This window comes from Mycobacterium sp. (assembly GCF_040509115.1).
Lineage (GTDB): Bacteria > Actinomycetota > Actinomycetes > Mycobacteriales > Mycobacteriaceae > Mycobacterium.
The window spans coordinates 1-6,760 of record NZ_JBEVLO010000222.1; the positions used below are offsets into that span (position 1 = coordinate 1).

Sequence of the window (6,760 nt, forward strand, 5' to 3'; positions counted from 1 at the left end):
CGGGTGTACGCGGGCTTGGTGTGGTCGTCGAGCAGCGCGTTGAACCGGGCCAGCCGCAGCACGACGCAGACGGCGTACAACAACACGAAGATCCAGCCGAGCTGGGAGTTCGGCAGCAGCGTCAGGTAGACGACGAGCGCCGGTGCCACGCCGAAGTTCACCGCGTCGGCAAGGGAGTCGATCTCGGCGCCCATCCGCGACTGGGCGTTGAGCGCACGGGCGATGCCGCCGTCGATGCCGTCGAGGATGGCGGCGGCACCGATCAGGGCCAGCGAGATCCACGGCTTCGCGTCGAGGGCGAACTTGATGGACGTCAGCCCGGCGCAGATCGCCAGTACCGTCGTCGCGCTGGGCAGGATCCGCAGACCGCGGGCGGGTTGGCCCTTGGGACGGCTCACGCCAGCTCCGCGAGGACCGTTTCGCCGCCGATGGCCCGTTGGCCCAGCTCGACCGTCACCCGGGAGCCCTCGGGGACGTAGGTGTCCAGGCGTGAGCCGAAGCGGATCAGACCGTAGGTCTCACCCAGGGCCACCTTGTCGCGGGGGTGGACGGAGCAGACGATGCGCCGGGCGATCAGGCCGGCGATCTGGACGGCCGCGACGTCGACGCCCTCGACGGTGCGGAACCACACCGCGTTGCACTCGTTGACCTCGCTCGCGGTGTCCTTGTCCGCCGACTGGAACTGACCGGGCCGGTACTTGACGGTGACCACCTCACCGGCGACGGGCGCCCGCTGCACGTGGGCGTCGAAGATCGACAGGAAGATGCTGATCCTGGTCATTGGCACGTCGGGCATGCCGAGCTCGGCGGGCGGGCGGACCCCCTCGATCAGCGTGACCAGCCCGTCGGCGGGGGCGACGACGACGCCCGGCCGGGTCGGCGGCACGCGCGGCGGGTGCCGGAAGAACAGCGCACACGCGCCCGCGGCGGTCAGGCCCGCGTTGCGTAGCCACCGGTGCTTGCGGCCGGCGGCGGCCACGGAGAGTCCACCTGCGATGAACGGCAGGCCAGCGGTGTGGACCGGGGGGACGGTGGATCTGACCAGCTCAACGAAGCGGGCGATCTCGGAGGAGTTGGCGGCATCTGCGGGTCGCGCGGGTCTGGCCATGGGCTTGCGATTCTACGTGTGCGCTTCGAAGTTCATGCCAGATCCCATACCCGCACCGGGGAACCCGCTGGCAGCGCGACCACGTCCTCGTCGATTTCGAGCAGGCAGTCGGCTGAGGCGAGCCATCGCAAGTGGTGCGAAGCGGGCGGGCCGTAGCTGGTGGCGGTGGCCAGCCCGTCGGTTTCCGAGCGGTTCAGCACGCCGCGGCGGAACTGTCGCTTGCCGGGGGGCGACGTCAGATCCTCCAGCACCGTGGCCGTCAGTCGCGGACGGTCGGCGTGCACCAAGCCCATCGCCGCCCGCAGCGGAGCGCGGATGAACACCTCGAAGGACACCAGGGCGCTCACCGGGTTTCCGGGCAGCGTGACGATGGGGGTCTGCGCCACGTGGCCTGCACCCTGCGGCATGCCCGGCTGCATGGCCACCTTGACGAAGGAGACCTCGTCGGCGAGGGCGTCCTTCACCACTTCGTAGGCCCCCGCGCTGACGCCGCCCGTGGTGATGATCAGGTCGGCCGTCTCGGCGTGGCTGGCAAGCACGGCGCGAAAGGTGGCGACGTCGTCGGAGGTCATCGCGACCGTCGCCACCTCGGCTCCCGCGTCGCGGACCGCGGCGGCCAGCATGACGGCGTTGGACTCGTAGATCTGGCCGGGCTGCAGTGGGGTGCCCGCCGCCACCAGTTCGGTTCCCGTTGACATCACCAGGACACGTTGTCGAGGAACGACGTTCAGCTTGCCGAGGCCCAGCGCCGCGGCGAGCCCGAGTGCGGCGGGGGTCAGCACCTGCCCGGCGTGCAGCACGGTCGTGCCCGCGGTGACGTCCTCGCCGGCATGGCGAATGTGTTGGCCCGGACGCGGACTCGCGAGGATCGTGACGGCGTCGATGGCGCCATCGGTGGCCTCGACCGGGACGACGGCCGTCGCCCCGGTGGGTAGTGGGGCGCCCGTCATGATGCGGTGCACCGTGCCGGGTTCGAGTACCAGGGTGTCGGTTCGTCCCGCGGGAATGTCTTGGGCCACGATCAGTTTCACCGGCTGATCGGCCGATGCAGTGGCGACGTCCTCGACGTGCACGGCGTAACCGTCCATCGCCGAGTTGTCGAAGCCCGGCAGCGACAGCGGCGCGACGACGTCGGTGGCCAGGACGAGACCAAGGGCATCGCCGATCGCCACCTCCTCGGGTCGGCGGGCGGTGATCAGGCTTGCGACGGCGCGTTGATGTTCTTCGACGGATCTCATGGCGGTGTCAGCGGGTCAGACGGGGTAGGTGACGCCGGTGAGCTCCTCGGAGACCGCCCACAATCGCCGTTGGATGTCGATGTCGTGCGACTGGGCGCTGGACTCCACCAACTTGGGGTAGCCGCGCAGCTCGCGGAAACCCTCGGGGCCGTAGTACTGACCGCCCTGGACGGTGGGGTCGGTGGCGGCGCGCAGTGTGGCAAGCGCGCCCATCTCTGGGCTGTTGGTGACCAAGCCGGCGAGCTTGCTGAAGCCGGGTAGTCCAGATCCTGGGATGTGTCGCATCAGTTCGGTGTTGGAGATGCCGGGGTGGGCGGCGACGGCGATGGTCGGCTCGTTGTTGGCGGTCGTCTTGTTGGCGGTCGTCGCATTGCCCGGCTCGCTGCGCTCTTGCCCGCGCAGACGGCGCTGCAGTTCGTAGGTGAACATCAGGTTGGCGAGCTTGGACTGCCCGTATGCGGCCACCCGATTGTAGCTGCGCTCCCACTGGAGGTCGTCGAAGTGGATGCTGGCCTGGATGGTGTGCGCGATGCTCGCGACCGCGACGACGCGCGAGCCGGGCACGGTCAGCATGTTCTCCAGCAGCAGGCCCGTGAGCGCGAAGGCGCCAAGGTGGTTGGTGCCGAATTGCAGCTCGAAGCCGTCCTTGGTCAGCTGCTTCGGCGGATACATCACGCCAGCGTTGTTGATCAGCAGGTCGATCTTCGGGTGGGCCGCCTTGAGCTCGGCGGCGGCCGTCCGAACCGACTGCAACGAGCCGACGTCCAGCGGTTGGACGGTGACGTCCGCGCGGGACACCTCGCCGGCGAGCCGGGCCGCCGCGGCGTTGCCCTTGTCGAGGTCGCGCACCGCCAGCACCACCTTGGCGCCGCGGGCGGCGAGCACCTTGGCGGTGTCGTAACCGAGACCGGTGTTGGAGCCGGTCACGATCGCCACGCGACCGGTCTGGTCGCCCACGTCGGCCGCGGTCCACTTGGTGTCTGTACTCATGGTCACGACCCTACGGAACGGGCGCGGCGTTCAGGTGCGCTAAAGCGTAAGCGAATGGGGTCTTGCCTCATCTGGAGTGCTGCGGTATGAAATAACCAGTCGTTTCACGTAAACGTTTACGTAATGTGGATCACCAGGAGGTTCGAGGTGTCAGACCAACGACTTGCTCCGACGCCCAGCGCGGTCTTCCGCAAGGTCACCTGGCGGTTGGTGCCCTTCCTGATCCTGATCTACTTCATCGCCTACGTGGACAGGAGCAACGTCGCCGTCGCGAAGCTGACGCTGCAGTCCGATCTCGGATTATCCGATGCCGCATACGGATTCGGCGCGGGCCTGTTCTTCATCGGCTACTTCTTCTTCGAAGTCCCCAGCAATCTCGCGCTCGCCAGGTTCGGGGCCCGCCGATGGATCACCCGCATCATGGTCACCTGGGGTCTGATCGCCATGGCGTTCTCGCTCACCAACAGCGAGATGACGTTCTACGTCCTGAGATTCCTCCTCGGCGCCGCCGAGGCGGGCCTCTTCCCCGGCCTCATCTACTTCCTCACGCAGTGGTACAGCTCGAAGCGCCGGACCACCGTCTTCGGCTTCCTCATCTTCGGCAACCCACTCGCCTCGATCATCGGGGCGCCCCTGATGGGCCTGATCCTCCTGATGGACGGAACCCTGGGCCTGAAGGGTTGGCAGTGGGTGTTCATCATCACCGGACTGCCCGCCGTGCTGCTCGCCTTCGTGGTCCTCAAGACGCTTCCCGACACCCCCAACGACGCCAAGTGGCTCGACGACGGCGAACGCAAGGTGATCGTCGACGAACTCGCGGCCGACGCCGAGATCGACGTCACGCCCCACGGCAACCCACTGAAGGCGTTGAAGGACAAGAGAATTCTGTTCATGTCGGCGCTCTACATCGCCTTCCCCATCGCCGGACTGGGACTCGGGCTGTGGATGCCGACGATCCTGAAGGATCTCGGTGCGACCAACACCATGGCCGCCGTGCTCTCGGCGATCCCCTACATCTGCGCGATGGTCGGACTGGTGACGATCCCCGTCCTCGCGGAACGGTTCAACGCGCGCTATGCGGCGATCTCGATCTCGTGCCTCGTCGGTGCGCTCGGGTTCATCGGGTTGGTGGTGCTGCCGCATTCACCGCTGCTGTCGCTGGTTCTGCTCTGCGTGGCGACCGCCGGCCTACTGTCCTCCCAGCCGATCGCGCTGAGCCTGCCCAGTCGCGTACTCAGTGGAGCCTTCTTCGCCGTCGGCATCGCGTGCATCAACTCGGTGGCCAACGTCGGCGGCTTCATCGGTCCTTACGTGGTTGGCGCACTCAAGGGCGCGACGGGCAACATCGACGCCTCGATGCTGTTCCTCGCCGCCGTGATGATCTACGCCGCCGTGATGGCCCTGATCGCCAAGCGGATCTACGAGCCGCGGCGCCACGCGCCGACGAGTACCGCCGTCGCGCCCACCGTCGCCCAATAGTTCAAGACGGCATAGTTCAAGACGGCGTCACCGCAACCAATTACGAAGGAGCAGCATCCGTGGCCGATCACGACCCATCCGACTTCCAAGGCCTGTTCCCGGCATGCCCGACCATGCTGCTGGAGGGGGAGACGCTCGACGAGGACGCCCAGCGCCGCCTGTTCCGGGCCAACGCCGATGCCGGCGCCAGCGGATTCTGGATGTTCGGTTCCGGTGGTGAGGGTGTGACGATCGACGATGCCACGCGCAGGCGAACCCTCGAGATCCTCTTCGACGAACTCGGCGAGGACTTCCCGGTGATCGCGGGCATCAGCGCCGAGGGCACGCGCCGGACGATGGAGCGATGGAAGCCCATCTCCGACCTGCCCGTGAAGGGCGTCTTCGCGGTGCCACCGATCTACTACGGGTACAGCCAGGACGAGTTGTACGACTACTTCGTCTCGTTGGTCGATCTCACCGGGAAGCCGGTATTCCCTTATCACAACCCGTTCTTCACCAAGAACCGGATGACGATCGACACCATGATCCGGCTGGCAGGCACCGAGGGCATCGCAGGCACCAAGGACTCCACCAAGGAGATCGCCGAGACCCAACGCCTGGTGTGGGATACGCCCGACGACTTCGTCGTCTTCCAGGGGCAGGAGGAGCTGATCGCCGCCAGCTTCGCGGTCGGCGCACGGTCCGTCGTCTCGGTGGTCAGCGCCTCGAACGTCGCGCTGTTCGTCGACCTCATCGCGGCCGGACGGGATGGCGACCTCAAGCGGGCCTGGGGTTTGCAGGCCCAGGTGAACAACTACCTCGTCGAAATCGGCACTGCGGCAGCGCAAACCGAGGGTGACTTCATCAGCGCGGTCAAGAAGCGGCTCGCCTCGCAGGGCTTCGGGACCGGTGTCCTGACCGCGCCGTGGCGCGCCCGCCCCTAGGTGCCACCGGATGGCACTCACCGAGGCGATCCGCTCGGCCGCCGACGGCGGTGCGCCGGTGTTCGGCACCTTCGTCATGGAGTTCGCCACCCCCGGCGTCGGGGCGCTTGCCGCGGCGGCGGGCGCCGAGTTCGTGTTCTTCGACCAGCAGCACACCGGCTGGTCGCTCGGGGCACTCGCGCCGTCGCTGTGGGGTTGTCGGGCCGCCGACATCCCGGCCGGGATCCGGGTGCCCGCCGCCGTGCCCTGGATGATCGGCGCCGCGCTCGATGCCGGTGCGGCCACGATCATGGTTCCCGCGGTCGACGACGCCGACACCGCACGGGCGATCGTGCGGGCGGTGCGCTATCCACCGGCCGGGGAACGCGCCCTGACCTTCGGCGTGGCCTCGGACGGGTTCCGCCCGCCTGCCGATCCGGGCGCCGAGATGCGGCGGCGCGACGCCCAGACGCCCGTCTTCATCCAGATCGAAACCGTGGCGGGGCTTTCCCACGTCGGCGAGATCGCCGCGGTCGACGGCATCGACGTGCTCTGGGTCGGTGACAACGATCTCGCCGCAGCGCTCGGCGTGCCCGGTGAGTTCGGCGACGAACGCTATCTGGCTGCCCTCGACAGGGTCGCCGAGGCGGCCGCGTCGGCAGGCATCGCCGCGGGCTTCACCACCGCGAATCCCGATGCGGCACAGGACATGTTGCGGCGCGGATATCGAGTCTTGTGTTGCGGCAACGATATCAAGGTGTTCCACCAGGCGCTCAGGAGCGGTATCGACCAATTCCGTCGAGTCTCGCAGGTCGCACAACCCGCGCGATGAAGTGAGCGCGACGCCGGCATCCGCGCCACGGGTTAGCCCACCGCCGGATCGGATGACCCGCGCACCACCAGCGTCGCTGGGAAGCCCCGCTTCGGCAGCGTCGGCGCCGTGCCCCGCACCAGACCGATGCTGGCGGCGGCCAGCTCGTGCAGCGGCTGCCGCACGCTGGTGAGGCTCGCGGCCGCGGCGACCGGGGTGTCGTCGAAGCTGA

General features: G+C 68.0%; 7 protein-coding genes. 3 read left to right on the forward strand and 4 right to left on the reverse strand.

Annotation, left to right across the window (positions count from 1 at the left end; translation table 11 throughout):
- The 4 genes from ABW137_RS15385 to ABW137_RS15400 form a co-directional block, all read right to left on the reverse strand.
- Window positions 1–398, reverse strand: a 398-nt coding sequence (locus ABW137_RS15385) for a CDP-alcohol phosphatidyltransferase family protein (protein ID WP_526401402.1), incomplete at its 3' end; no start/stop codon positions are given.
- Window positions 395–1,108 carry a phosphatidylserine decarboxylase gene (locus tag ABW137_RS15390; protein ID WP_526401404.1) on the reverse strand — a complete coding sequence of 238 codons (714 nt, stop codon included), beginning with the start codon at window positions 1,106–1,108 and terminating at the stop codon, window positions 395–397. The genes ABW137_RS15390 and ABW137_RS15385, both read right to left, overlap by 4 nt.
- A gap of 32 nt (window positions 1,109–1,140) precedes the next feature.
- The gene (gene moeA / locus ABW137_RS15395) at window positions 1,141–2,346 is read right to left on the reverse strand and encodes a molybdopterin molybdotransferase MoeA (RefSeq protein ID WP_526401406.1); all 1,206 of its coding nucleotides are present in this window, start codon (window positions 2,344–2,346) and stop codon (window positions 1,141–1,143) included.
- A gap of 15 nt (window positions 2,347–2,361) precedes the next feature.
- Window positions 2,362–3,336 carry an SDR family oxidoreductase gene (locus ABW137_RS15400; RefSeq protein ID WP_526401408.1) on the reverse strand — a complete coding sequence of 325 codons (975 nt, stop codon included), beginning with the start codon at window positions 3,334–3,336 and terminating at the stop codon, window positions 2,362–2,364.
- Window positions 3,337–3,483: 147 nt separating this feature from the next.
- On the opposite strand from ABW137_RS15400, the gene ABW137_RS15405 reads away from it, so the two are divergent.
- From ABW137_RS15405 to ABW137_RS15415, 3 genes are read left to right on the forward strand one after another with little or no spacing between them, the layout of a single operon-like run.
- Complete coding sequence (locus ABW137_RS15405) at window positions 3,484–4,815, forward strand: MFS transporter (RefSeq protein WP_526401410.1); 1,332 nt, start codon at window positions 3,484–3,486, stop codon at window positions 4,813–4,815.
- 59 nt (window positions 4,816–4,874) lie between these two features.
- A complete protein-coding gene (locus ABW137_RS15410) occupies window positions 4,875–5,738 on the forward strand; it encodes a dihydrodipicolinate synthase family protein (protein WP_526401412.1) in 864 nt (287 codons plus the stop codon).
- 10 nt (window positions 5,739–5,748) lie between these two features.
- Window positions 5,749–6,549 (forward strand): HpcH/HpaI aldolase family protein, encoded by an 801-nt coding sequence (locus ABW137_RS15415; RefSeq protein WP_526401414.1) that lies wholly within the window; start codon window positions 5,749–5,751, stop codon window positions 6,547–6,549.
- The last annotated feature ends 211 nt before the right edge of the window (window positions 6,550–6,760 follow it).

Bases quoted from the DNA above. Each gene is read 5' to 3' on its own strand.
- ABW137_RS15390 (WP_526401404.1), bottom strand. From the start codon at position 1,108: ATGGCCAGACCCGCGCGACCCGCAGATGCCGCCAACTCCTCCGAGATC.
- moeA (WP_526401406.1), bottom strand. From the start codon at position 2,346: ATGAGATCCGTCGAAGAACATCAACGCGCCGTCGCAAGCCTGATCACC.
- ABW137_RS15400 (WP_526401408.1), bottom strand. From the start codon at position 3,336: ATGAGTACAGACACCAAGTGGACCGCGGCCGACGTGGGCGACCAGACC.
- ABW137_RS15415 (WP_526401414.1), top strand. From the start codon at position 5,749: ATGGCACTCACCGAGGCGATCCGCTCGGCCGCCGACGGCGGTGCGCCG.